The 24,077-nt window shown below is 75.4% G+C and carries 19 protein-coding genes; 8 read left to right on the forward strand and 11 right to left on the reverse strand.

Annotation, left to right across the window (positions count from 1 at the left end; all coding sequences use genetic code 11):
* The 4 genes from ACFV1L_RS23350 to ACFV1L_RS23365 form a co-directional block, all read left to right on the forward strand.
* Nucleotides 1–1,115: FHA domain-containing protein (locus ACFV1L_RS23350; protein ID WP_380368706.1), on the forward strand; the 1,115-nt coding region annotated here is incomplete at its 5' end.
* Between the two features lie 163 nt (nt 1,116–1,278).
* Nucleotides 1,279–2,196 (forward strand): ATP-binding cassette domain-containing protein, encoded by a 918-nt coding sequence (locus ACFV1L_RS23355; protein ID WP_380368709.1) that lies wholly within the window; start codon nt 1,279–1,281, stop codon nt 2,194–2,196.
* Nucleotides 2,193–3,323 (forward strand): ABC transporter permease, encoded by a 1,131-nt coding sequence (locus ACFV1L_RS23360; protein WP_380368711.1) that lies wholly within the window; start codon nt 2,193–2,195, stop codon nt 3,321–3,323. Before ACFV1L_RS23355 ends, ACFV1L_RS23360 begins: the two co-directional genes overlap by 4 nt.
* Nucleotides 3,324–3,402: 79 nt before the next feature.
* Entirely contained in the window at nt 3,403–3,834 is a 432-nt protein-coding gene (locus ACFV1L_RS23365; protein ID WP_380368714.1) for a globin, read from the forward strand.
* An 8-nt stretch (nt 3,835–3,842) separates the two neighbouring features.
* Here the strand turns inward: ACFV1L_RS23365 and ACFV1L_RS23370 are convergent, their stop codons facing one another.
* The 3 genes from ACFV1L_RS23370 to ACFV1L_RS23380 all read right to left on the reverse strand — a co-directional run bounded on the left by ACFV1L_RS23370 (nt 3,843) and on the right by ACFV1L_RS23380 (nt 8,047).
* A complete protein-coding gene (locus ACFV1L_RS23370; protein WP_380368716.1) occupies nt 3,843–4,535 on the reverse strand; it encodes a hypothetical protein in 693 nt (230 codons plus the stop codon).
* 96 nt (nt 4,536–4,631) lie between these two features.
* A complete protein-coding gene (locus ACFV1L_RS23375) occupies nt 4,632–5,075 on the reverse strand; it encodes a thioesterase family protein (protein WP_084223918.1) in 444 nt (147 codons plus the stop codon).
* A 131-nt stretch (nt 5,076–5,206) separates the two neighbouring features.
* Nucleotides 5,207–8,047 (reverse strand): BTAD domain-containing putative transcriptional regulator, encoded by a 2,841-nt coding sequence (locus ACFV1L_RS23380; RefSeq protein ID WP_380368719.1) that lies wholly within the window; start codon nt 8,045–8,047, stop codon nt 5,207–5,209.
* Between the two features lie 314 nt (nt 8,048–8,361).
* On the opposite strand from ACFV1L_RS23380, the gene ACFV1L_RS23385 reads away from it, so the two are divergent.
* The gene (locus ACFV1L_RS23385) at nt 8,362–10,845 is read left to right on the forward strand and encodes an RICIN domain-containing protein (protein ID WP_380368722.1); all 2,484 of its coding nucleotides are present in this window, start codon (nt 8,362–8,364) and stop codon (nt 10,843–10,845) included.
* Nucleotides 10,846–10,897: 52 nt separating this feature from the next.
* Here ACFV1L_RS23385 and bioD read toward each other — a convergent pair whose 3' ends face one another.
* From bioD to ACFV1L_RS23410, 5 genes are all read right to left on the reverse strand, one after another.
* On the reverse strand, nt 10,898–11,629 hold the full coding sequence (bioD, locus tag ACFV1L_RS23390) for a dethiobiotin synthase (RefSeq protein ID WP_380368725.1): 732 nt from the start codon (nt 11,627–11,629) through the stop codon (nt 10,898–10,900).
* Between the two features lie 45 nt (nt 11,630–11,674).
* Nucleotides 11,675–12,985, reverse strand: coding sequence for an adenosylmethionine--8-amino-7-oxononanoate transaminase (locus ACFV1L_RS23395; protein ID WP_380368728.1), 1,311 nt, complete (start codon nt 12,983–12,985; stop codon nt 11,675–11,677).
* The gene (bioB, locus tag ACFV1L_RS23400; protein ID WP_380368730.1) at nt 12,985–14,214 is read right to left on the reverse strand and encodes a biotin synthase BioB; all 1,230 of its coding nucleotides are present in this window, start codon (nt 14,212–14,214) and stop codon (nt 12,985–12,987) included. The genes ACFV1L_RS23395 and bioB overlap by 1 nt, the downstream gene beginning before the upstream one ends.
* Nucleotides 14,215–14,456: 242 nt before the next feature.
* Nucleotides 14,457–14,966 carry a GNAT family N-acetyltransferase gene (locus ACFV1L_RS23405; RefSeq protein WP_380368732.1) on the reverse strand — a complete coding sequence of 170 codons (510 nt, stop codon included), beginning with the start codon at nt 14,964–14,966 and terminating at the stop codon, nt 14,457–14,459.
* Nucleotides 14,967–15,036: 70 nt separating this feature from the next.
* The gene (locus ACFV1L_RS23410; RefSeq protein WP_380368735.1) at nt 15,037–16,311 is read right to left on the reverse strand and encodes an SAM-dependent methyltransferase; all 1,275 of its coding nucleotides are present in this window, start codon (nt 16,309–16,311) and stop codon (nt 15,037–15,039) included.
* Between the two features lie 358 nt (nt 16,312–16,669).
* On the opposite strand from ACFV1L_RS23410, the gene ACFV1L_RS23415 reads away from it, so the two are divergent.
* The 3 genes from ACFV1L_RS23415 (at nt 16,670) to ACFV1L_RS23425 (ending at nt 18,077) form a co-directional block, all read left to right on the forward strand.
* Nucleotides 16,670–16,933, forward strand: a complete 264-nt coding sequence (locus ACFV1L_RS23415) for a hypothetical protein (protein WP_380368738.1) — start codon at nt 16,670–16,672, stop codon at nt 16,931–16,933.
* Entirely contained in the window at nt 16,930–17,190 is a 261-nt protein-coding gene (locus tag ACFV1L_RS23420; RefSeq protein WP_380368739.1) for a hypothetical protein, read from the forward strand. Before ACFV1L_RS23415 ends, ACFV1L_RS23420 begins: the two co-directional genes overlap by 4 nt.
* A 149-nt stretch (nt 17,191–17,339) precedes the next feature.
* On the forward strand, nt 17,340–18,077 hold the full coding sequence (locus ACFV1L_RS23425; protein WP_380368741.1) for a hypothetical protein: 738 nt from the start codon (nt 17,340–17,342) through the stop codon (nt 18,075–18,077).
* Here the strand turns inward: ACFV1L_RS23425 and ACFV1L_RS23430 are convergent.
* From ACFV1L_RS23430 to ACFV1L_RS23440, 3 genes are all read right to left on the reverse strand, one after another.
* Nucleotides 18,064–19,275 carry an MFS transporter gene (locus tag ACFV1L_RS23430; RefSeq protein ID WP_380368742.1) on the reverse strand — a complete coding sequence of 404 codons (1,212 nt, stop codon included), beginning with the start codon at nt 19,273–19,275 and terminating at the stop codon, nt 18,064–18,066. The genes ACFV1L_RS23425 and ACFV1L_RS23430 overlap by 14 nt on opposite strands.
* A 282-nt stretch (nt 19,276–19,557) precedes the next feature.
* The gene (locus ACFV1L_RS23435) at nt 19,558–20,046 is read right to left on the reverse strand and encodes an RrF2 family transcriptional regulator (protein ID WP_380368744.1); all 489 of its coding nucleotides are present in this window, start codon (nt 20,044–20,046) and stop codon (nt 19,558–19,560) included.
* A gap of 10 nt (nt 20,047–20,056) precedes the next feature.
* Nucleotides 20,057–23,905 (reverse strand): hypothetical protein, encoded by a 3,849-nt coding sequence (locus ACFV1L_RS23440; RefSeq protein ID WP_380368747.1) that lies wholly within the window; start codon nt 23,903–23,905, stop codon nt 20,057–20,059.
* Nucleotides 23,906–24,077 lie beyond the last annotated feature (172 nt).

Genomic DNA, 24,077 nt, shown 5'->3' on the forward strand with positions numbered 1-24,077 from the left:
GGTACGGCGCGCCGCCGCCGGCGCCCGCCGCGCCGCCCGCCAACTGCCCGATCTGCCGCACCCCGCAGACCGGCCGGTACTGCGAGGAGTGCGGCTACGACTACAACCTGGCCACCTCGGCCCGCCCGCCGGGCGGCCCCGCCCCGGCCGGGCACCAGCCGCCGCCCGCCCCGCAGCCCGCCGGCGCACCGCACGGCCACCCCGAGCCGGGCCGTGCCCCGCAGCCGCCGCAGTCCGCGCAGCACGACTACGGCTTCCCGCCGCCGTCCCCGCAGCCGCCGGCCGCGCCGCCCGGGTTCGAGCCGTCCGCCTTCGAGCCGGCCGCGCCCGCGCCGGGCGGCTTCGACCGGCAGTCGCCGTACGAGCGGCCGCAGCAGCCGTTCGAGCCGCAGTCCCCGTACGAGCGGCCCGGCTACCAGCAGTCCGCGCCCGGCCCGGCCTCCGCGCCGCCGGCCGGCTACCCGTCCGCGCCGGGCGCCCGGCCCGGCCCGGCCGCGCCGTCGTTCGACAAGCGCCCGCCGGCGGCCTTCCCGGACGGCGACTACGAGCGCACCGGCCCGGTGTACGCCGAGCCCTCCGGCCCGCAGCAGGGGCACCAGCAGCAGCGTCCCCCGCAGCAGGGCGGCGACGACTTCGGCACCTCGTTCCGGCTGACCCCGCCCGGGCAGCAGGGCCAGGGCCAGCCGCCGGCCGCGCCGCCGCAGCGCGCCACCTGGTTCGCCGTGGTGGCCGCCGACCACGACTACTTCACCGACATGATGACGCGCAGCGGCCCGGAGGCGGCCGGCCTGTACTTCCCGCCGTACACCCCGGAGCGGCGGGTCCCGCTGACCGGCCGGGGCCAGCTGCGGATCGGGCGGCGCAGCCAGCAGCGCGGCACCGTGCCGGAGATCGACCTGTCGGTGTCCCCGGAGGACCCGGGCGCCTCGCACCAGCACGCCCTGCTGGCCGAACAGCCGGACGGCAGCTGGGTGGTGGTCGACCAGGACTCCACCAACGGCACCACCCTCAACGGCGGCACCGACACGCTGCCGCCGCACACCCCGGTGCCGCTGAGCGACGGCGACCGGATCCACGTCGGCGCCTGGACCACCATCACGGTGCACCGGGCCTGACGGCCCGTCGGCCGCTTCGTGCGCCGACGGAGCGTCACCGCGCCCCGGTGGCAGGGCAGTTGACCGCCCTGCCGCCGGGGCGCGGTCACCCGGCGGTCACCGAACCAGCAAAATTCATACAAATGTGCTCGTGGGGGCCGGTGCACCCCCTACGCTTCGCCCCATGACTGAAGCAATAACCGCGGACGGGATCCGGAAGCGGTACGGGGACGTCCAGGCCGTCGACGGAGTGTCACTCTCCGTCAGGACTGGCGAGTTCTACGGCCTGCTCGGGCCGAACGGGGCCGGCAAGACCACCACCCTGGAGATCCTGGAGGGCATCCGGGAGGCCGACGAGGGCCGCGTCGAGCTGCTCGGCATGTCGCCGTGGCCGCGCAACGCCAAGCTGCTGCCGCGGATCGGCGTGCAGTTCCAGGCGTCGGCGTTCTTCAACAAGCTGACCGCGCGCGAGACCATCCGCACCTTCGCCTCCTTCTACGGCATCGGCCCGAAGGCCGCCGACGCGATGCTGGAGCGGGTCGGCCTGACCGAGTCCGCGGGCGCGCTGACCGACAAGATGTCCGGCGGCCAGGCCCAGCGCCTGTCCATCGCGTGCGCCCTGGTGCACGACCCGGAGCTGGTGTTCCTCGACGAGCCGACCACCGGCCTCGACCCGCAGGCCCGCCGCAACCTGTGGGACCTGCTGCGCGACATCAACGCCGAGGGCCGCACCGTCGTCCTCACCACCCACTACCTGGACGAGGCGGAGATCCTCTGCGACCGCGTCTCGGTGATGGACCACGGCAAGGTGCTGCGGACCGGCGCGCCCGCCGCCCTGGTCCGCGAGATCGACGACACGGTCCGGATCCGGGTGGAATCCGGACTGCTGACCGCCGATCGCGCCCGCGAACTGCTCACCGCCGCAGGCGCGGTGTTCGCCAACCTGGAGGACGACGGCATCACGCTGGCGCTGTCCACCGACGCGCCCGGGCCGGTGCTCTCCATGCTGGCCGAGCAGAACGCGCTGCGCGGACTCGAGGTCCGCGGCGCCACCCTGGAGGACGTCTTCCTCCAGCTGACCGGACGGGAGTACCGGGCATGACCGCCACCGACGACCAGCCCCGCACCGCCCCCGCGCCGGCTCCCGCCGGCGGACCGGAGAAGGCCAACGCCTTCGTCGGCCTGTCCCGGGTCATGCTGCTCGGCTTCGTCCGGGACAAGGGCACCCTGTTCTTCACCCTGGCCCTGCCGCTGATGTTCCTGGTGCTGTTCGGCGTCCTCTACAAGGGCGGCGGCACCTCGCACGTCAAGGTCGCCGAGGTCGGCCAGGTCAAGCTGCTGGACGCGCTGAAGGACCAGAAGGACGGCCCGCTGTCCGTCCTGGAGATCACCACCTACACCGACGAGAACGCCGCGCTCGCCAAGGTCAGGAAGGGCGACCTGGACGGCCTGGTGTCCGAGGGCGCCGACGGCCGCCTGGTGCTCCGCTTCAGCCAGGCCGACCAGGTCAAGGCCGGCACCGTCCAGGGCATCATGAACTCCCTGGTGCAGACCGCCAACCAGGAGGCCTCGCACGCCGCCCCGGCGTTCACCCTGGACGCCGCCAAGGTCGAGGACGACTCCACCAAGCCGATCCAGTACCTGACGCCCGGCCTGCTCGCCTACGCGATCGCCATGGGCGCCGTCTACGGCGCCTCGTTCACCCTGGTGACCTGGCGCAAGAAGCGGGTGCTGCGCCGCCTGCGGCTGGCGCCCATCTCGGCGGGCACCATCGTCGGCGCCCGGGTGCTGATCAGCGTGGTGGTGGCGCTCGCCCAGACCGCGCTGTTCCTCGCCGTCGCGCAGCTCGACTACTTCGGCCTCAAGCTCACCGGCAACTGGTGGCTGGTGATCCCGCTGGTCATCTGCGCCACCCTCGCCTTCATGGCGATCGGCCTGGTCACCGGCTCGCTGGCGAAGTCCGAGGAGTCGGCGAACGGCATGAACCAGCTGATCATCCTGCCGATGTCCTTCCTGGGCGGCGCGTTCATCCCGCTGGACTTCGCGCCGACCTGGCTCCAGGACGTCTCCAAGGTGCTGCCGCTGCGCTACCTGATCAACCCCGCCAAGTCGGTCCTCAGCCAGGGCGGCGGCATCGCCGACGCCCTGCCCTCGATGGGCATCCTGCTGGCCTTCACCGCGGTGCTGTGCGCCGTCGCCTGGCGCTTCTTCAACTGGGACGACGCGTAGCCCCGCCCGCCCCGCGACCGGGGTCGTACGCCGGAAGTCCCGGTGTACGACCCCGGTCGGCGTCTGCGACCATGGACGGGTGACTGACACCGGGCGCGACACCGCACACGAGGAGACCGTGCAGCAGACGGCGGCGGAGCAGAGCTTCTACGACCGCGTCGGCGGGGAGCAGACCTTCCGGCGGCTGGTCCACCTCTTCTACCAGGGCGTCGCCCAGGACGAGTTGCTGCGGCCGATGTACCCGGAGGAGGACCTCGGCCCCGCCGAGGAGCGCTTCGCACTGTTCCTGATGCAGTACTGGGGCGGCCCGCGCACCTACAGCGAGCGCCGCGGCCACCCTCGGCTGCGGATGCGCCACGTCCCGTTCCGGGTCGACCGGGCCGCGCACGACGCCTGGCTGCGGCACATGCGCACCGCGCTCGACCGGCTCGCGCTGCCCGCCGAGGACGACCGCGAGCTGTGGCACTACCTGACGTACGCCGCCGCCTCGATGATCAACACGGCGGACTGACCGCGCCGTCAGCGCAGCGGGCTGAGCCCCAGGCCCGCGCCGGGCGCGGCGCCCGCCCGCAGCGCGACCGAGCCGGCCGGGGCGTCCAGCCGCAGCCAGGCCCCGGCGCGGTGCGCCCGCAGCGGGGTGCCGGGCCGCAGGAAGCCGATCGCGTAGGCGGCGTGCGCGGCCCGCAGCGGCAGGCCCTCGGCGGCACCCAGCGGCCGGGACCAGATCTCGTCCGCTATCGCGTCCACCGCCTGCCGGCTCCGGTGGTGCTCCGGCACCTCGGCGGTGCGCTGCTTGAACTCGGCGACCGCGGTGCGCACCTCGTCCATGACCCGGTCGACGGGCGGCTGCCCGAGCGGCTGCCAGCCGGAGCGCGGCGGCAGCAGGCCCGCCCAGGACGGCCCGGTGACCGGGGCGGGCAGCCCGACCGAGGCGGCCGGCTCGTCCACGGACTCCAGCAACTGACCTGCGGAGACGGTGAGATCGGCCTCCGCCACCTGCCCGGCGAGCCGCACGGTGCGCACCGCGAGGACCGCCGAGCCGCCCAGCGGCAGCCGCCCGAACACCGCCAGCACCCCGCCGCCGTCCGCCGCCGGCACCGCCTGCAGCCGGACCGCGGCGGCCCGGTCGAAGCGGATCAGCCGGCCCAGGAAGGCGGCCAGGTCGGCGGCCTCCCCCTGGTCGGCGAGGTCGAGGCGGGGCTGCGCGGTCACCGGGGTTCAGCTCGATTCGTCAGTGCGTCCCGGTACGTCGGTGCGTACCGGCACGCGTCGGTGCGGCGGGCTCGGACGGCGCGGGCCGACGGCCCGTCAGGCGGCGCAGCCGGCGGGCTGCTCGTCCATGAAGCGGCCGAGGAACTCCCGCTCCACGGCGCTGATCCGGCGCGGCCGGCCCTCGGCGAGGTTGTAGGGCACGACGACGGTGGAGGCCGTGACGTAGACCGTCTCGGTGCCGTCCTCGGCGACGTCCTTGATCTCGTAGGAGACGGTCAGCGAGGCTCCGCCGATCTTCGTCACCCAGGTCTCGATGGTCACCGGCTCCGGGCGGTGCACCAGCGGCCGCTTGTAGTCGATCTCGTGGCGCGCGACCACCGACCCGCCCGCGAACTCCCCGGCGCCGGCCTCGGCGGCCTGGGTGAACATGAAGTCGATCCGGGCCTCCTCCAGGTAGCGCAGGAAGACCACGTTGTTGACGTGACCGAAGGCGTCCATGTCCGACCACCGCAGGGGGCAGGCGTAGATGTGACGTGCCACGGTGTACTCCTCAGGCTCAGGTGGACCCGCAGGAAGCCTACGGGCCGCGGGCCCGCGGGGCCCCCCCCGGGGGGGGGGCCGGGCGGTCCTCCAACCCCCCCCGGCCCCCCGGGGGACCGGCCGCGGGGCGCTCAGCGGCCGCCGGAGTCGGGACAGCCCGCCCCCACCCCGGCGAACAGCCCGGCAACGCCCGCGGCCGACAACTGCCGCCCCCGCTCGACGTGGTGCGCGAACTCGGCCTCGGACAGGGCGCCGCGCACCAGCGCGGCGTGCCGGGGACCGTCCACCGGATCGAGCGCGATCGGCGAGAACCCGATCCGCTCGCCACGCCCGGCCACCACGCCCAGCAGCGCCGCCCCCTCCGCCGGATGCCCCGCACAGGCCAGCGCCGCGGCAGTGGTGTGGGCGATCACCAGCCAGGCGGTGGCGTCCCGGTCCTCCTCCAGGACCCGCAGGATGTCCAGCCCCGAGGCGAGCGCCCGCCCGGCACGACCCGCGTCGAGGTCGCTCTTCATCACCAGCCAGGCCGACGAGGACTCGACGAACCCGAACCCGCACCCGCGCGCCACCTCGATGGACTCGATCAGCACCGCCCGGGCCCGCTCCTCCTCACCGCCGAACCGCAGCAGCATCCCGAGCACCATCAGGGCCTCGGCCCGCACCCACGACGGACCCGCCGCCCGCGCCAGCTCCACCGCACTCCGCGCGTCCGCCATGGCCCCCGCCGCGCCGCGCAGCGCGCCGAACAGCGCCCGGTACCCCAGCGCCTGCGCCTCGACCGCCGCATCGCCCGCCCGGCGGGCGGACTCCACCGCCTCGGCGGCGGACCCGGCCGCCGTGGCGAAATCGCCCACCAGGTACGACAGGGCCGCCACCCCGATCAGCGCCCGGGCCCGCTCCCGGGCCGGCGCCTGCGGCCCGCTCATCTCCAGCGCGGCCCGCAACCAGCCCAGCCCCTCGCTGACATGGCCCCAGCGGTACCAGAACCTGGTCAGCGCCCCGCCGAGCCGCAGCGCGAACGCGGAGTCGCCGGCCAGCAGCGCCGAGGCGAACGCCGCCCGGATCTCCGGCTGGTCGCGTGCGGTCCGCTCGGTCGCGGACCCGGCCCGCGCACCCAGGAGCTGCTCCTCGGCGGACTCCGCCCGCTCCAACACCCGCAGCCGGTGCGCGGCCTGAGCGTCCGCCAGCAGGGACGGCTCCGCCTGCCGACGGGCGAACTCCTTCAGCGTCTCCAGCATCCGGTAGCGCCGCGGATGCGTGTCCGGCTCCACCGCCAGCAGCGACTTCCGCACCAGCGCGGTCACTTCGGCCAGCACCGGGCCGCCGCACACCGCGGCCGCCGCGTCCAGGTCCAGCCCGCCGGCGAACACGCTCAGCCGGTGGAACACCTCGCGCTCGCGCCCGTCCAGCAGCCGGTGGCTGCACTCGACGGCCGACTGCAGCGCCCGGTGCCGGGCCGGGCCGGTGGCGGGCCCGCCCACCAGCACCGCGAACCGGTCGTGCAGGGCCTCCTCGATCTGTTCCAGCGACAGCAACCGGCACTGCACGGCGGCCAGTTCGATCGCCAGCGGCAGCCCGTCCAGCTCCCGGCAGATCCGCTCGGCCACCGCCCGCTCCCGCTCCGAGGGCGTCCAGCCGGCCAGCGCGGTCGACGCCCGCGCCACGAACAGCTCCACCGCCTCCCCGGCCGTCAGCGGATCCAGCGGCCAGACCAGCTCCCCGGCCACCCCCAGCGGCTCCCGGCTGGTGGCCAGCACCCGGACACCCGCGCAGCGCGACAGCAGCTGCGCCACGCACTCGGCGGCGGGCGCCAGCACGTGCTCGCAGTTGTCCAGCACCAGCAGCAGCCGGCGCCCGCCCAGCACCTGCGCCAGCCGCTCCGCCGACACCGCGTCACGGATGCCCAGGGCCTCGGCGATCCGGGCGAGCAGCAGCGGGGTGTCCGCGCCCTCCAGGTCGGCCAGCTCTACCAGCCACGGCCCGTCCTCGTCCGTGCGGGCCCGGGCCACCTCCACCGCCAGCCGGGACTTGCCGATGCCGCCGGTGCCGGTCAGCGTCACCAGCCGGTGCGCGTCCAGCAGCGCGGCGAGTCGGTCGCGGGCCCCGTCGCGGCCGATCAGGCCGGTGAGCGGGATCGGCAGGTTGCCACCCCGGCGCGGTGGCGGGACCACGGCGGGCCGGACCGCGGCCCGGCGCGGCGGAGGCGCCGCGGACTCGTCCTGCGCCAGCAGCGCCGACTCCAGCCGCCGCAGCGACGGGCCCGGGTCGACCCCCAGCTCCTCGGCCAGCAGGCGGCGGGCGGTGCGCAGCGCCTCCAGCGCGTCCGCCTGCCGCCCGGAGCGGTACAGGGCCAGCGCCAGCAGTTCCCAGCCGCGCTCGCTCAGCGGCTGCTCCGCCGTGTACTTGCCGAGGTCCGCGACGACCGCCGCGTGCCGGCCCAGGGCCAGTTCGGCGCTGAACAGGTCCTCCTGCACCGCCCGCCGCAGCCCCTCCAGCCGGGCGGCCTCCGGCACCGCGAACGCCTGCTCGGCGAACTCGGCGTACGCCGCGCCCCGCCACAGGGCCAGCGCCTCGGTCAGCACGGCGGCCGCCGCCTCCGGCCGGTCGGCGCCGAGCAGCCGCTCGCCGCGCCCGGCCAGGACGGTGAACTGCTCGGCGTCCACCCGCTGCGGCGCCAGCCGCAGCGCGTACCCCGTGCCCTCCCGGACCAGCACCCGCGCCGAGCCGCGCGCCGCCCGCCCGGGCTCCAACGCCCGGCGCAGCGCGGCGACGTACGAGTGCAGGGTCGCGGCGGACGGTGCGGGCCGGTGCTCCCACGCCTGTTCGATCAGCGCGTCCTGACCGACCAGCCGGCCGCGCGCGGCGACCAGCGCGGCCAGCACCGCACGCTGCCGCGGTCCGCCGAGCGCCACCGGCCGGCCGTCCAGGGCGGCCGTCACCGGGCCCAGTACGCCGATCCGCACACCTGTCACCGGGCCGTCCTGATCCGTCACAACAGGCAAGCGTGCCATCCCGACCGACGAGCGGTAAACCGGATTCGCCGGCGTCGACCTCCGGTTCTGCGCGCCGGGCTGACGCTCCGTCAGCGGACCGGGGAGGGACCGGACGGGGCGGCGGGGCCGGCGGGCGGGTGTCGGTCTCTGATCGGTCGGCCCCGCCGGGTGGGCCGAGTCGCACACTCCCGAACAGGTTCGCGTGCAAGATTCTGTGCGCAGATGTTGACAGGTGCGCGATACGGGCCCGGATACTGCATCTCATTGCAGAACCGCCCACCGAGGGAGTGCCCGTGTTCCCATCCCCGCGCAGACCGGCCGTCACCGCCCTGGCCGCCGCCCTGCTGACCGCCGCGGCCGGCGCGGCCGCCGTCGCACCGACCGCGGCGGCCGCGCCCGACGCCACCGGCTACACCGTCACGGTGAGCGCCCCCACGACGTACGGCCACCCGACCGACACCCCGGCGGTGCCCTACCTGGACAAGGACGGCACCTTCTGGTTCCAGCAGTCCGCGGCCCTCTACGGCGCCAACGACCCGCGCTACTGGGACTTCTTCACCGGCACCGACTTCGACACCGCGACCCGCTCCGCCGCCGTCTCCAACGCCGTCAACCCGGCCAACGCGCAGGACAAGAACAACGACACCACCTGGCGCTGCAACAACAGCCCGACCGGGCGGACCGCCACCGCCGCCACCGGCAGCACCAGCTACGCGCACAAGAACTACTGCGACCTGTCCGGCATCTGGATCGACCCCGACACCGGCGACTGGTACGGCCTGGTGCACAACGAGTTCACCCCCCAACCCTTCGGCGACGGACTGCACTTCGACGCCATCGACTACGCCGTCTCCACCGACCAGGGCCGGACCTGGACGATCCGCGACCACGTGATCACCTCGCCCTACAGCACCACCCGCGGCGACACCGCGCAGTTCCCCAACCAGACCTACTCGTACGGCGACGGCGACCAGCGCCTGCTGGTGGACGCCGCCTCCGGGTACTTCTACGTGTTCTACGGCTCCCGCGTGGTCGACAAGAGCGGCGGCTGGAAGGCCTTCTACGAGCACGTCGCCCGGGCCCCGATCGCCGCCAAGATGGCCCCCGGCTCCTGGCAGAAGTGGTACGACGGCGCGTGGAGCGAGGCCGGCGTCGGCGGCCGCGAGTCCAACATGGTCCCCGTCGGCCCGACCAGCAGCACCGGGTACACGCCGGTCTCCGGCGAGTACGACCCGGCGAACACCGGCACCTCCGCCCAGCAGATCGCGGCCGGCCGGATGCCCGCCACCTCACCGCTGTTCGTCATGGACGTCACCTGGAACGCCTACCTCGGCCTGTACATCGGCGAACCCCAGGCCGTCGACCAGAGCGGCAACGCCCCGCAGCAGTTCTACGCCACCGACAACCTGGCCACCCAGAAGTGGTTCCCGATCGGCGACACCGGCAGCTACCACACCGCGTCCTGGTACCGCTGGTTCCTGGACGGCGCCAACCGCACCAGCTCCGCGATCGTCGGCAAGTCCTTCCGCTCGTACTGCGCGTTCGGCTGCTCCGGCGGCGCGTCCGGCCAGTACGTCAACGTCACCATCGACTCCGCCGCGCCCGCCGCGCCGCCGGTCGACCCGACCAAGGCGTACCGGATCGCGGGCGGCGGCGGCCGGGTGCTCGCCCAGGTCTCCGGCAGCGGCGCCACCACCTCGCTGGCCGCGCCCACCGGCTCCGCACTGGAGTCGTGGACCTTCGCGGCCAACGGCGACGGCTCCTACCGGATCGTCAACTCCTCGACCGGGCAGCTGCTCGGCGTCAACTCCGGCGCGCAGGCCGGACGGGCCTGGGGCGCGCAGCCGACCGCGACCGCCGCGCCCGCCGGCGGGCCGACCGTCGGCCAGCAGTGGTGGGTGCTGCGCGGCGCCGACGCCACCGGCGCGACCGACGGCACCGTCAGACTGGTGAACCGCTACAGCGGCCTGGCGCTCGGCCTGTCCGCCGCTGCCGGCCGCCTCGCCGAGACCGCCCCCGCCCGGTCCTGGACCGACACCAGCGGCAGCACGGTCGGCGCGGGCCGCACCGCGAGCGAGCAGACGCTGACCCTGACGGCGGCCGGCAGCGCGCCCGAGACCGTCACCGTGACCAACCCCGGCAACCAGTCCACCAAGGTCAACACCGCGGTGTCGCTGCAAATCGGCGGCAACGACTCGGCCGGCAAGGCACTGACCTTCAGCGCCACCGGCCTGCCCGCCGGCCTGTCGATCAGCCCCAGCGGCCTGATCACCGGCACCCCCACCGCCACCGGCTCCGCCACCGTCACCGTCACCGCGACCTCCGGCACCGCCGGCGGATCCACCGCCTTCACCTGGGCGGTGAACCCGGCACTCGCCGGCACCCACACCCTGACCGCCTCCGGCAAGGCCCTGGACGACCCCAACCACTCCACCACCGCCGGAACCCAACTGGTCACCTGGACGCCCAACAGCGGCCAGAACCAGCGCTGGGTCTTCACCGCCCAGGCCGACGGCAGCTACCAGATCAGCAACGCCGAATCGACCCTGTGCATGGACGTCAACGGCGGCTCCGGCACCGCCGGCGCGGCGATCATCCAGTACACCTGCACCGGCGGCAGCAACCAGCGCTGGATCGTCACCGCCGCCGGCAGCGGATACACCATCGCCTCGCAGAAGAGCGGACTGCTGGTCACCACCGCCTCCACCGGCGACGGCGCGCTCGTCACCCAGCAGGCGGACACCGGCACCGCGCTCCAGCGGTGGACCATCGGCTGACCCGACGTCACCTGCGCGGCGGGGCACCCGCCCCGCCGCGCGGGCGGCCGTCTCAGGCCGGGTACGCCGCCGCGAACGCCGCCGCGTCCCAGTGCCCGCCCAGCGACGGGGCGAGCGAGGACGCCGCCAACTCCCGGAAGGCGGCCGGGGTCCGGGCCGCCGCCGCGCCGGCCGGCAGCGCGCCGAGCAGCGGGGCGCCGGCGGCCGACGGCAGGTCGGCCAGGTTGCAGCGGGCCGCCAGGTCCGGATCGGCGGGCCAACTGCCCACCACCACGCCGCGCAGCGCCAGACCGCGGTGGCGCAGCGCCTCGGCGGTCAGCGCCGTCGCGTTCAGGGTGCCCAGGCCGGCCGCCGCGACGAGCAGGAACTCGACCTGCACGCCCGCCGCTTCGCAGGCCGCGGCGAGATCGGCCAGGGTCCGGCCCTGTTCGTCGTAGCGGACCAGCAGCCCGCCCGCGCCCTCCACCAGCACCGTTCCGAAGCGGTCCGCCAGGTCGGCCACGGCCTTCGCCACGTCCTCCGGCGCGAGCGGCGGCAGGCCGGCCCGGCGGGCCGCCGTGTCGGGCGCCAACGGCTCGGGGTAGCGGGCCAGTTCGACACCGTGCACCACTGGCCCGGCCAGCCGGGCCACCTCGTCCACGTCCCCCGGCTCACCCGGCGCCAGCCCCGTCTGCCCCGGCTTGAGCACCGCCACCGGATCGGTGCGGAGCGCGGCCAGGGCGGCGGTGCTGACGGTCTTGCCGACCTCGGTGCCGGTGCCGGTGACGAACAGGACGGGCGACATGGTGCTTCCTCGGGACGACGGTGCGGTGGAGCGGGCGGCGGCGGATCAGCCGCCGTGCGCCGCGTGGGACGCGGCGGCGGCCGCGGCGACGGCGCGGCCGATCGCTGCCACGTCCGGATCGCCGGTGACGAACGGCGGCATGGTGTAGATCAGGTCGCGGAACGGGCGCAGCCACACGCCCTGCTCGGCCGCGGCGGCCGTCGCGGCCGCCATGTCGACCGGCGCGTCCAGCTGGACCACGCCGATCGCGCCGAGCACCCGGACGTCCCGCACACCCGGCCGCCCGGTGCACGGTTCGAGCGCCTCGCGGAGCGCCGCCTCGATGCGCTTGACCTCGGTGCGCCAGTCCTGACGCAGCAGCAGGTCGATCGAGGCGTTGGCCGCGGCGGCGGCCAGCGGGTTGCCCATGAACGTCGGGCCGTGGGCCAGCACCGGGACCTCGCCGCGCGAGATGCCCTCCGCGACCCTGCCCGTGCACAGGGTGGCGGCCAGCGTCAGGTAGCCGCCGGTCAGCGCCTTGCCGAGGCACATCACGTCCGGGGAGACGCCCGCGTGGTCGGCGGCGAACAGTTCGCCGGTGCGGCCGAAGCCGGTGGCGATCTCGTCGAAGACCAGCAGCACGTCGTGCGCGTCGCACAGCTCGCGCAGCGCGGTCAGATAGGCGGGGGAGTGGAAGCGCATGCCGCCCGCACCCTGCACCACCGGCTCGACGATCACCGCGGCCAGCTCCCCGGCATGACGCCCGATCAGCTCGGCCAGGTGCGCCAGGTACGCCGGATCGGCCGGGGCGTCGTACCCGGCGGGCGGCTCCGCGGCGAACAGCTGACGGGGCAGCACCCCGCCCCACAGGTGGTGCATCCCGCCCTCGGGGTCGCACACCGACATGGGGTGGAAGGTGTCGCCGTGGTAGCCGCCGCGCCAGGTCAGCACCCGGTGCTTCTCCGGCCGGCCCAGCGACTGCCAGTACTGCAGGCACATCTTCAGCGCGACCTCGACCGCCACCGAACCGGAGTCGGCGAGGAACACGTGCTGCAGCGGCTCCGGCGTCAACTCCACCAGCTTGGCGGCGAGTTCGACCGCCGGACGGTGGGTCAGCCCGCCGAACATGACGTGGCTCATCCGCCCCAGCTGGTCGCGGACGGCGGCGTCGAGTTCCGGGTGCCGGTAGCCGTGGATCGCCGCCCACCAGGACGACATCCCGTCGATCAGCTCGTCGTGCCCGCCGACCGGCTCGGCCAGCCGCAGGCGGACGCCCGCGGCCGACTCCACCACGAACGGCCGGACCGTTCCCGGCATCGGACCGTACGGGTGCCAGACGTGCGCCCGGTCCAGGTCGAGCAACTGCGCGGCGTCCATCAGGCGTTCGGCGCCAGCTCGGTGCCCGCGCCGCGGCGGCGCACCCGCACCAGGTCGGTGCGGGCCTCGTCGCCCTCGCCGGCCGCGTCGGTCCCGCTCCCGGCACCGGCTTCGGCGTGGTGGCCGCCGCACGGGCCGCAGCCGCCCGTCCCGCAGGCGTCCGCGGCGTCCTCGCCGTGGCCGCCGCAGGCCGGGGCGCCCCCGCCGCAGCCGGCGGACGCGGTGGCGCGGTGCCGCGGCAGCGTGGTCTGCTCGGCGCCCTCCACCTCGAAGCCCGCGTCCTTGATCATGTCGAGGTCGGCCTGCCCGGCCTGGCCCTCGCTGGTCAGGTAGTCGCCCAGGAAGATCGAGTTGGCGATGTGCAGGCCCAGCGGCTGCATCGAGCGCAGGTGCACCTCGCGGCCGCCCGCGATCCGGACCTCGATGTCCGGGCAGACGAACCGGACCATCGCCAGGATCCGCAGGCAGCGCTGCGGGGTCAGGTTCCACTCCTCGGCGAGCGGGGTGCCCTCGAACGGGATCAGGAAGTTGACCGGCACCGAGTCCGGGTCCAGCTCGCGCAGCGCGAAGACCACGTCGACCAGGTCCTCGTCGCTCTCGCCCATGCCCGCGATCAGGCCCGAGCAGGCCGACAGGCCCGCGCCGTGCGCCTTGGCCACGGTGTCCACCCGGTCGGCGTAGGTGTGGGTGGTGGTGATCTCGCCGTAGGTGCTCTCGGAGGTGTTCAGGTTGTGGTTGTACGCGTCCGCGCCGGCCGCCTTCAGGCGCTCCGCCTGATTGTCCGACAGCAGGCCCAGGCAGGCGCACACCTCGACCTGCTCGTCCGCGCCCTTGATCGCCGCGATGGTGTCGGCGACCCGGTCGATGTCCCGGTCCGTCGGGCCGCGCCCGCTGGCGACCAGGCACACCCGCTTCGCACCGCCGGCGACACCGGCGGCCGCCGCCTCGGCGGCCTGCTCCGGCTTCAGCCACGTGTACTTGAGGATCTCGGCCTTCGACCCGAGGCGCTGCGAGCAGTACGAGCAGTCCTCCGGGCAGAGCCCGCTCTTCAGGTTCACCAGGTAGTTGAGCTTCACCCGCCGCCCGAACCACTGCCGGCGCACCCGCCCGGCCGCCGCGACCACGTCCAGCAGTTCGTCATCCGTGGTGGCCAGTACGGCCAGCGCCTCCTCGCGGGTGGGCAGTTCCCGGCGAAGGCCCTTGTCGGTCAGCGTGTCGAGGAGATCCATGGGCCCGATCCTGCCCGGGCGGCCCCGCAGTCCGCCAGAGGGAACACGCCAGAAGATCGCCCGGAGCGTGTGCGAGTAGTCACAATGCGCCGTGACCTGCTGCTTTACACACCATCGGACGGGATGCAGAGCCAGTCGGCGGCCGTGAGACATTCCTCACACAGTGTGACGACCAGTCAGCGGGGCGCGGCCGTGCCCTCCGTGGACCGCGGTTCACGGGGCGCGGGTTCACGGGCGCGGTTTCACTGGTCGTGGTTCCACGGGTCGAGCTCGCGCCGGTACCAGGTGCCCGAAGCACCGCTCAGCTCGGCGGGGTCCGCCGGGCCGACCGGGACGAACCCGGCCTTGGCCAGCACCCGCTGCGAGGCGAGGTTCTCGTGCGTGGTCGCCGCCCGCAGCGTGTGCAGGCCGTACCGGGCCGCCGCGATCCGGCACAGCTCCAGGACGGCCCCGGTGGCCACGCCGCGGCCCGCCACCCGCTCGGCGACCCGGTAGCCGAGCGTGGCGGCGCCGTCCACCAGGTCGTACAGGTTGAACCTGCCCAGGACCGCGCCGTCCTCGGCGACCAGCAGGTGGAAGACGCAGACGCCGGCCTCCTGCTCGGCCAGCAGGGCGGCGTGCCGCTCGGTGAAGCGGTCGAAGTAGTCGTCGCCGCGGTCCGGCACGGAGGCGGCGAAGTACCCGCGGTTCGCCGCCTCGAACGCCAGGACCGCCGGCGCGTGGTCGGCGCGCAGCCGCTGCAACTCGGTCATCCGCCCGACGCTACCGGGGCAGCGGGCCCGGGCCACCCGATTTTCCCGCGCGGCGGCCGGGCGCGGGCCGCTACGGCTTGCGGGCCAGCGCGCAGGAGATCATCTGCTCCCACACCGTCGGCTCGTGCCGGGGCGGACCGGTCGCGGCGGACACGGTCTCCGGGCGCCACTCGGAGCAGCACACCAGGCCGGGTTCGAGGAGTTCGAGCTCGCCGAACAGGGCCAGGATCTCCTGGTCGGTGCGCCAGCGGCCGCGGCCGAGGCTGCCCTGCAACTTCCGCTCGGCGAGCCGGCACTCCTCGTTGCCGCCGGACCGGAAGTGCGAGAGGTAGACCTGACTGCCCGACGGCACCCGCTCCGTCCACCAGCGGACCAGGTCGCCGGGCCGCTCGGCGTCGTCGAGATGGTGCAGGACGGCGCTGAACACCAGGCCCACCGGTTCGTCGAAGTCGATCAGGTCCACCACCTCCGGCCGGCGGCGGACCTCCGCCGGCTCGCGCAGGTCGGCCAGGACCACGGCGGTGCGCCCGTCGGCGGCCAACAGGGCGCGGCCGTGGGCGAGTACGGCCGGGTCGTTGTCGACGTACACCACGCGCGCGTCGGGGCGGTGCCGCCGGGCGACCTGGTGCACGTTGTCGGCGGTGGGCAGCCCGCTGCCCAGGTCGAGGAACTGGCGGATGCCGGCGGTCGCCATCGCCGCCACGGCACGGATCAGGGCCCGGCGGTTCTCGACCGGGACGGCCGCCGAACCGGGCAGCTCCCGGAGGAAGTAGTCGCCGATCTCGCGGTCGACCGGGAAGTTGTCGTGCCCGCCGAGCAGATAGTCGTAGATTCGGGCGACGCTCGGCTTCGAGCGGTCCACCGTCGGGGTGTCCTCCGTCATCGAACCGACCCCTGCCTCTCGGATGGCCGACGGATCGATGGTAGGAGCGGAACCGGCCGCCCGAGAAGGCGAATCGCCGTGCGGCGCCGACTCCGCGGATCGACCGCAGTCGCACGGACCCGATTCGACCGATCCCGCCCGTTCCGTCCGCTCGACCTCCCGCCGCGCCGCCGCCGGGTGCCCGAGGTCCAGCGCCGTCGCGGCTCGCCCGGCGAGGCAGAAGACGTCCTCGCGGACCCGCGGGTCCCGGCGCCGTTGTCGGCACAGCGCCAGGAACCGCACCGCCAGGCCGAGTTCGACGCGCCCCGGGTCGTCGTGGAGGGCGACGGGGAGCACGGCGCGCCGCAGGTCCTCAGCGTAGTCGCGGGTCTGCCGGCCGGCGTCGTCGGGCCGGGCGTCGGCGGGGCGGTACGGGTGGTCGGCCCAGTCCTCCTCGGCCGAGTGGATGAGCTGTCCAGGCACTGCGCCGCGACGCCGAGTTCCGGGGGCGCGGCCGCCGGCGCGGCTTCGGCCGCTGCGGTCAGCAGGGCGAGCCGGCGCCGCGCGTCCCCGTCCCCCGCCGCGCACACGGCGACGAAGCCCGCCAGCACGTCGAGCCGGTGCGAGACCTCCGCACGCCGCGGATCTCGTAGAGTTCCGCCGTCCGCCGTTCCCGTTCGTCGACCTCTCCTCGGGAACCCAACGGCGCGTCCCCGCCGGTGGGTCCAGCGGTTTTCCGCGGGCCCGGGGAACGAACTCCGGGTCGATTCCGTGGCGAAAGGTGGCAGACGGATCGGGCGGCCGCAGGTACGGTCGGAGACATCGGGACGGGAGGCAGCACATGACGGCCATGGCGGAGTCGGGCACCCTGCGGGTGCCGCGGAGCATCAACGGCATCGAGCATGCGCTCACGTACGACGAGCGGGCCCGGTTCTACGCCGAACTCGGTCCGCTGGAGGACCCGTTGGACCGGGAGGCGGTGATCACCTCGTGGTGGCTGCGGGCGATGTCCGCCGCGTACGGCAGCGACCGGTCCGGGTACCGGGCGGCCGTGGGGCGGGCGCTCGGCGCGGGCCGGGGGCCGCAGGCCGGGGCCGTCGCGTGAAGGGGTGGCGGGTCTGGCTGCAGGAGCAGCCCGCCCGGACGATGGTCGAGATCTCCAAGGCGGACGACCTGCTGTTCGCACTCGTCACCGCGGTGCTGGTGACGCTCGACGACCGGGCCGGCTCCGCCGTCGACGAGTGGGGCGAACTGCGCAGTGCGGTGCTCGCCCCGTCCGTCACGGCCGAACTCTTCGTCAACCCGGACGAGCGCACCATCGACGTGCTGCGCCTGGTGTGGATCCCGGGGCTCGGCGACTGAGCCGCCGGTGCGCCGCCAGCTGCGCGTTGGACATACCGTGCCATCTGCTGACAAGCCGACCGGGCGCCGCGTGCGTGCCGTGCGGGGATGCTTCCGGTGCGTCCGACCCGAGGATGGGTTCGTGGGATGAGCTGCTTAGAATCTGCGCCATGACCATCCAGGGGGGCGCGCCCGCGGGCGTTGACGAGGACCTGCCGGTGGCCGGGCATCGGGCCGTCGGTGAGCGACGGCGCCTGGCCTTCCTGTGGAGTGTCGTCGGGGTGCTCGCCGCCGGCGGCGTGTGGGTGGTGTCCACCCCCCACCCGGGCGACATCCTGCCGGGGCTCGGCCCCACCAGCACCCAGCCGGCGGCCGCCGCCGCCCCCGCCGGGCAGGGCGCCCAGCCGCTGACGGAGGCTCAGTCCTTCAACTCGGAGCGGTACTTCCCCGCGCAGCGCACCTACGACTTCGACCTGTACAAGGCGCACCGCAGCGCCGCCCGCGACGGCGCCGACTGCCGGGCCGTCCAGAACGACAAGACCCGCAACCTGCTGGAGAAGCTCGAGTGCCAGGGCTGGCTCGGCATCGCGCTCACCCGCAACGACCAGCCCGTGATCACCAGCGTCACCGTCCTGCGGTTCACCGACGCGGGCGCCGCCGCCCGGGCCCTGCAGGCCGTCCGCGAACACGCCGCGGAGTTCGAATTCACCTTCCCGGACGGGCTGGTCGCACCGGCGGCCGGCGTGAAGCCGATGGCGGCGACCCGGGTCGAACTGGTCGGCCACTACCTCACCCTCACCGTCTCCCGCTACGCCGACCAGCGCGCCGGCGCCGGCCCGGACGAGGTGCTGACCGCCAGCACCCGGTCGGCCGCCGCCGTCGCCGGCCAGCCGTTCATGTGGATGTAGCCGCCGCCCCGGCCGTCCCCCGCAGGAGCACCGCCGCAGCGCAGGCCAGCAGCGCCGCCAGGGCGAACACCGCCGCCGCGCCCGCGGGCAGCGCCAGTCCGCCCAGCACGGTGCCCGCGCCGATGCCCAGGTAGATCGCCGACGCGTTCAACGACACCACCAGCGGGGCCTGTTCGGACGCCGCCGCGAGCAGCCGGTGCTGCTGCGCCGGGGTCTGGCACCAGCTGCTCGCGCCCCACAGGAACACCAGCACCCCGACCGCCGGGACGGCCGGCCACCGGCCCGCCGCGAGCACGGCGAGCACCGCGAACGCCACCGCCATGGCCGCGTAGCCCGCCGTCAGCACCCGCACCGGGCCCGCCCGGTCGGTCCACCGCCCCGACAGCAGGTTGCCCGCCACCGCACCCGCCCCGTACAGCACCAGCGCGACCGGCACCGCGACCCGGCCCGAGACGCCGACCGCGGCCAGCACGGGCACGCTGTACGAGTACGGCACGTAGCAGGCCGCCATCCCGAGCACCGTCAGCGGCAGCACCCGGAGCACCCCCGGGCGGCGCAGCGCGGCCAGCCGCGTGCGGAGCGGCACGGGCGCCCCGCCGGGGAGCCGGGGCAGCGTCAGGCGCACGCCGAGCGCGCCCAGCGCGGACAGCACCGCGACCGCGCCCAGCGCCGCCCGCCACCCGAGCCCGGCGGCGGCCACCCGGCCGAGCGGCACCCCGAGCGCGGTGGCGGCCGTCAGCCCGCCGATCACCAGCGCGAGCGCCCGCCCGCGCGACTCGGCCCGCACCAGCGCCGCGGCCGTCGCCCCCGCGGTGGGGGTGAACGCCGCCGCCCCGAGCGCCGCCAGCACCCGGCCGACGAGCAGCACGGCGTACGTCGGGGCCAGCGCGGCCAGCGCGTTCGCGGCGGCCAGCAGCACCAGCGCCGCCACCAGCAGGGCGCGGCGGGGCAGCCGGGCGGTGGCGACGGCCAGCAGCGGCGAGGCGAGCGCGTAGGCGCCGGCGAACAGGCTGACGGACTGCCCGGCGGCGGCCGTCGACACGTGCAGCGCACCCGCCATCGCGGGCAGGAAGCCGGCGGTGACGAAGGCGTCGGTACCGACGGCGAAGGTGCCGAGCGCGAGGACGGCGGCGGGGCGGAGGGTGTCCTGCCGGGGTGAACTCCCTTGCATGGGAGAGGCGTTGACGGTGCTGGTCATGGCGGGTTCTCCGGTTTCGGGATAGTTGGTGTCCTGAATTGGCGCAGTCGGGTGGGCCGCGGGTGCGGGGTGGAGGGTCGGGCGGGCGCGTAGGCGCCGGTGTCGACGGCGAAGGTGCCGAGCGCGAGGACGGCGGGGTGGAGGGTGGTCCTGCCGGGTCGAACTCCGGCCAGGGGTGGGGTGTTGACGGTATTGGTTCCGGCGGGTTCTCCGGGGATGTTTCGGGACAGTCGGTGTCCTGAATGGGGGTGGTCGGCTGCTCCGCGGGTGCGGGGCGGCGGGTCAGGCGGCCGAGGCGAGGCGGGCGTAGTTGCGGCGGATCCGGGTGACGGACGCGGACGGGGCCTCCCGGGCCAGGTCGGCGACGGTGCGGGCGGCGAGTTCGCGGCGCCAGGCGAGTTCCGCGCGGCGCATCGCGGCGGCGATCCCGCACGGGCGGGCGAACTCGCGGTCGGTCGCGCCCTCCGCGGAGGCGCCGCGCTGCCGGATCTCGGCGCAGGCGAACAGCGGGTCGGCGCCCTCGACGGCCGTCACCACGTCCATCATGGTGATCCGGCCCGGGTCGCGGGCCAGCCGGACGCCGCCGCGCGGCCCCGAGACGGACGTCAACAGCCCTGCCCGGGTGAGCCGTTGCAGCACCTTGTTGAGGTACGTCGGCGACAGCTCGAACATCGCCGCCAGCCGGGCCGAGGGCACCGGGCCGGGTTCGTCCAGCCACACCAGGGTGAGGCAGCAGTGCAGGCCCCACTCGACGCCTTCGCTCGTCCGCATATTCGGGATACTAGCTGTCCGGGAATTCGTCCGTCGACAGTTCGTCGATCGCCGCCAGGATTCCGGTGAACTGCGCCACCACCCGGTCGAACTCGGCGGGCCGCTCGGCGGCCGGCTCCCGGAACAGGCCGAGCGCCTCCGAGGCGATGGCCCGCGCTTCCTCGCGTGCGCCCAGATTGAGGCGGACCACGGCGAGGATGCGCAGGGCGGCGGCCAGCGGCGACCGGTGCAGGCCGGGATCGGCGCGGCAGATGCGGACCGCTTCGACGGCGGGAGCGAGCGCGTCCTGCACCCGGCCGGCCATCCCGTACTGGGTGGCCAGGACGATCAACGCATGGACCAGCAGGGGGAGATGAGTGCCGGGATCGCGCTCCGCGAGGGCCCGCCGGAGCGCCGCCGCCTCCTCGGCCAGGGCCAGGCCCTCCGCCAGCTGCTCCGGTTCGCCCAGGCAGTCGGCGAGGTTGGTCAACGCCTCCGCGAGCAGAGGGAGATGACGCTCGGGGACGGCCTCGTCCAGGCTCCGGCAGAGGTCGAGGGCGTCGCGGGCGAAGGCGACCGCAGAGTCGGCGACCCCGGCGATGCGAAGCTCCTCGGAGAGCCGCAGCAGTGCGAGGACGAGACGGGGCAGGTGAGTGCCCGGATCGGTGGAAGCCAGGGCGGTGCAGACCTCCACGGCCTCCGCGCACAGCGGCACCGCTTCCAGGTGCCGACCCAGGACGCCGAGCGTGCCGGTGAGACGCTCCAACGAGTCGGCCAGCTGGAGAAGGCGGGCCGGCGGGTCGAGCCTTCGGGCCAGTTCCACCGCTTCCCGGCCGGCGGAAAGCGCCTCCTCGGGCCGGCCGAGCACGAGGAGGTGGTTGGTCAGGTGGCCGAGCGCGATGGCGAGCTTGGCCGTGTGGACGGCGGGGGAGAGGTCCGCCAGGAAGCGGTAGGCCGCCACCGCTTCCTGAGCCACCGTCATCCCCTCCCCGGCGTGGCCTCGGCGGCCCAGTTGGCGGGAGAGACAGAGCAGTGCCGCGGCCAGGTGAACCGTGCGGGCGGCCTGCGGCGTCGTGCGCAGGGTGCGGGCGATGCCGACGGCCTCCCGGGCCCGGGCCACCGCTTCGGCGTCCCGGCCGAGCTCGTTGAGGTGGTCGGCGAGGCCCGTGAGGACGGTGATCAGATCGGGCAGGTGGGCGTCCGGATTCCGGGCCGCGAGCCGACGGAGCAGGGCGGTCGCTTCCTCGGCGGGTGCGAGCCCGTGTTCGGGCCGACCGAGCAGCTGCCAGGCCTGCGACTCGTTGTTCAGCGCGCCCGCCAGGTCGGGCAGGTGGGCGTCCGGGGCCGCCTCGGCGAGAGCCCGGTACACGGCCACCGCGCGGCGGGCGGCAGCGACGGACTCGGGGAGGCGGCCGAGCTCTCCCAGTCGGACAGTCAGGGCGGCCAGGGCTGCTGCCCGCTGCTGGACGTGGCTTCCCGGGTCGGTCTCGGCGAGGGACTGGTAGAGGACGACGGCCTCCTGGACGGCGGCCAACCCGTCCTCGTGCCGACCGAGCAGGCCGAGGACGTTGGAGCGGGTGAGCAGGGCGGCGGCCAGCCCCGGGAGGCCCGCTTCGCCGCGCCCCCGGTGCAGTTCGACGGCCTCCGTCGCCACGGTCAGTCCCTCGTCCGGCCGGTGGGCCCTGGCGAGCCGGGTGGCGAGGTTGCCGAGCGCGATGGCCAACTCCTCGGCGTGGCGGTCCGGATCGGCGGCGAAGAAGGCGCGGTACAACGAGACCGCCTCCTGGACGGCCGCCAGGCTCTCCTCGGCGCGGCCGAGCTGACTCATCCGCACCGAGAGTTCGATGAACGCCGTGGCCAGGTGCGGTCCGTGCCGGGCGAAGTCGGTGGCGGCGAGCTGCCGCAGACGGTCCGTCAGCACCCGGGCGAGGGCGGCGGCCTCGTGCACCAGGGCCTGACTGGAGTTCGGGAGCAGGTCGCTGAGGTCCATCAGCTCCCTGAGCGGCGTCCGCGGGTCCTCGACGATCTCGCGCAGGGCCGCCAGCAGCGGTCCCGGCCGCGGGCTCCGGGTCGCCAGGCGGACGAAGTGCGGGGCCAGGGCGGTGCGGTGGCGGACGCACAGGGCGGTCAGGTGGGGGTCGAGGCGGCCGGCGACGGTGGGGTGGGCGGCGGCGCGGGTGCAGACGGTGAGGAGGTGGGCGGTGCGGTCGGGGTCGAGGGCGGGGAGGAGGCGTTCGGGGAGGGCCGGGTCGGTGTCGAGGACGCGGGCGATGTGGCGTTCGGCGAGCCGGTCGGGCGGCAGCGGGCCGAACGGGTGGGGTGCGGGCGCCGGGTAGAGCGCGCCGAGCCAGGCCGTCACGGTGTCCCGGCGGTCCCGTGACTGGTCGGCCAGCGCCGGGAGTCGGCGCCACAGCAGGTCGGCCTGCTCGCGGTCGGCCGCGCCGGCCAGGTTCGCCGCGGCGACCACCGCGTCCAGCGCCCGGGCCGACAGCGCGGGCGCGAGACCGAACGCGGCCGCGGTGCGCTGCCAGTAGCGGCGCTCGTGCCCCAGCAGTCGGTCCTCCACCGCGCTCGCGCCGGGCCGCTCCGCGAGCTCCGACCCGCCGGTGGTGTCGAGCAGGTCGGCGAGCGCGGCCATCTGCAGGGTCAGCGCGTTGCCGTAGCCGGGCTGGTCGAGCCCGGGCGGGGTCGGCAGCGCGGCGGCCACGCCCGCCCAGTCCGGGCCCGACTGGCCGTCGACCAGGGGCAGCGCGGCGGCCAGCGCGTCCAGCGCGGCCCGGTACGCGGCCGGGCGGCCCGCCGGGTCGTCCTGGAGCGGGTCGAGCCGGCGGGTCGGGGCGTGCTCCAGGTGGTCCTGGGTCAAGTCGTCGGCGGTGACGGCCTGCTGCCACCAGTCGCCGTCGGTGCGGGCCAGCAGCAGGAGCTTGAACGCGGTCGGACCGCGGTGCGCGGCCGCCGCCGCGACCAGCGCGGCCAGCTGCCCGGTGCGGTGCTCCGCGTAGTCCAGGACGACCAGCAGCGGACGGGCCGCCCGCCGACACTCCGTCAACTCCGCCGCCCCGGCGTCCGGGCGCGGCCACAGCACCGCCCACCGGCGCTCCGAGAGCCGGGCCGCCAGCTCGTGCGCCAGCCGGGTCTTGCCCTGCCCGCCGGGCCCGTGCAGCAGCCAGGCGCCGAAGCCGCCGCGCTCGCACCACTCCACCAGCTCGCCCAGCAGCGCGTCCCGCCCGTGGAACGGCACCACCTGCCGGGCCGCCCGCAGCAGCGCCGCGGGGGAGCGGAGCGGACCGGCCGCCCGGTCCGGGGCGAGCGCCGGATCCGCCAGGTGCCGCAGCTCCACCGGCTCCAGCACGGCGGCCGGCACACCGTGCGCCGCCAGCACGGACCGGAACGCCGGGTCGTGGTGCAGCACGTAGGCGGGCACCAGGTTCAGCTGCGCCCCGCCCGAGTGGGCCCGCTCCGAGGCGACCACGCCCACCAGCAGGTCGTCGCAGTACGCCGCCGCCCCCGACAGGCCGCCCCAGGCGGACCCGTCGGACCACTGCGGCGGGTGCCGGCGCAGGTCCATCACGTGCCGGTTGCCGGCGAAGCCGGTGCCCGGGTTCAACTCGCCGAGCAGTTGCACCGCCTCCGCGGGCCGGCCGGGGCGCTGGGCGACGTCCGGCAGGCCCCAGGTCTCGCAGGCCGTCCCCGGACGGTCCGTCACCAGCCGCCCCCAGCGCACCGGACCGGGCGGCTCCGGCCACAGCGCGGCGTCGACCAGCAGCAGCGCCGCGTCGTCCCGGCCGCCGGGGGTGCCGCACCACAGCACCTCGGCGCCGACCGGGCCGGGCCCCGCCGGCCGGAACACCTCGACGCCGTCCGGCCGTCCCGCGCGCACGACATGAGCGGACGTCAGCACCAGCCGGCCGCCGACCGCCCACCCCGAACCCGGACCGCCCGGGCCACGGACCCCCACCAGCCGCGACCGCTCCACGCCGCCCCGCCCCCTCCCGCACCTGCGAACCCCACCACCCTAGGCCGTGGCTCGCAGGCGTTCCGACGCCCTCCGC

Source organism: Kitasatospora sp. NPDC059646 (assembly GCF_042734615.1).
Classification (GTDB): domain Bacteria; phylum Actinomycetota; class Actinomycetes; order Streptomycetales; family Streptomycetaceae; genus Kitasatospora.

Excerpts from the sequence above, each read along its gene's own strand:
- ACFV1L_RS23355 (WP_380368709.1), top strand. The coding sequence starts at position 1,279 with ATGACTGAAGCAATAACCGCGGACGGGATCCGGAAGCGGTACGGGGAC.
- ACFV1L_RS23360 (WP_380368711.1), top strand. The coding sequence starts at position 2,193 with ATGACCGCCACCGACGACCAGCCCCGCACCGCCCCCGCGCCGGCTCCC.
- bioD (WP_380368725.1), bottom strand. The coding sequence starts at position 11,629 with ATGTCGCCCGTCCTGTTCGTCACCGGCACCGGCACCGAGGTCGGCAAG.
- ACFV1L_RS23395 (WP_380368728.1), bottom strand. The coding sequence starts at position 12,985 with ATGGACGCCGCGCAGTTGCTCGACCTGGACCGGGCGCACGTCTGGCAC.
- bioB (WP_380368730.1), bottom strand. The coding sequence starts at position 14,214 with ATGGATCTCCTCGACACGCTGACCGACAAGGGCCTTCGCCGGGAACTG.
- ACFV1L_RS23405 (WP_380368732.1), bottom strand. The coding sequence starts at position 14,966 with ATGACCGAGTTGCAGCGGCTGCGCGCCGACCACGCGCCGGCGGTCCTG.
- ACFV1L_RS23415 (WP_380368738.1), top strand. The coding sequence starts at position 16,670 with ATGACGGCCATGGCGGAGTCGGGCACCCTGCGGGTGCCGCGGAGCATC.
- ACFV1L_RS23425 (WP_380368741.1), top strand. The coding sequence starts at position 17,340 with ATGACCATCCAGGGGGGCGCGCCCGCGGGCGTTGACGAGGACCTGCCG.
- ACFV1L_RS23430 (WP_380368742.1), bottom strand. The coding sequence starts at position 19,275 with ATGACCAGCACCGTCAACGCCTCTCCCATGCAAGGGAGTTCACCCCGG.
- ACFV1L_RS23435 (WP_380368744.1), bottom strand. The coding sequence starts at position 20,046 with ATGCGGACGAGCGAAGGCGTCGAGTGGGGCCTGCACTGCTGCCTCACC.